This window comes from Ectobacillus ponti, from assembly GCF_024294785.1.
Taxonomy (GTDB): Bacteria; Bacillota; Bacilli; order Bacillales; family Bacillaceae_G; genus Ectobacillus; species Ectobacillus ponti.
In genome coordinates, this window is record NZ_JANCLT010000093.1 from 1 (window position 1) to 573 (window position 573).

Sequence of the window (573 nt, forward strand, 5' to 3'; positions counted from 1 at the left end):
TACTAGCTTGCTTGTTCAATTCAATCGAGCAGTAGCTAATTGCATAGTGATCGATCGATCTGTATAGATGGTGGTGGCCGGCAAGAAGCAGGGACGGCATTCTTTTTCTGCATCATCATCGTCGTCTTCGTCTTCTTCTTGTTCAGTAGTGCAGCTGGGTCATCATCAGCGCCCACAGGGTGAGGACCCTCTCATCGGCATCAAAGCAGCAGCAGCAGGAGGAGGAGGAATAATGAGAAAGGGCCCGTGGACGGAGCAGGAGGACGTGCAGTTGGTTTGGTTCGTGCGGCTGCTGGGCGAACGGCGGTGGGATTTCTTAGCAAAGGTGTCAGGTTTGCGCGGCGGCGGGTGATGAGCATATGCGTGCGTGCATCTAATCTATCGATTAATTGTTGATGATGTCGATCAGATGGATGGATGCATGCATATGCCGTACATAGTAGATTTGATGATAGTAACTGACATAAATATAATGTATGCGTGCGATCAACGCTGGTTGTTGGATCGTCCGTCGTGTGTATGGGTGGTGTGTGGCTGATGCAGGTTTGCAGCGCAGCGGGAAGAGCTGCCGTC

General features: G+C 51.3%; 2 protein-coding genes. One reads left to right on the forward strand and one right to left on the reverse strand.

Annotated elements, in window-relative coordinates; all coding sequences use genetic code 11:
* Positions 1–232 precede the first annotated feature (232 nt).
* A complete protein-coding gene (locus NK662_RS24710; protein ID WP_279665886.1) occupies positions 233–352 on the forward strand; it encodes a Myb-like DNA-binding domain-containing protein in 120 nt (39 codons plus the stop codon).
* Positions 353–385: 33 nt separating this feature from the next.
* Here NK662_RS24710 and NK662_RS24715 read toward each other — a convergent pair.
* A partial coding sequence (locus NK662_RS24715; RefSeq protein WP_254761366.1) for a hypothetical protein occupies positions 386–573 on the reverse strand: 188 nt, incomplete at its 5' end.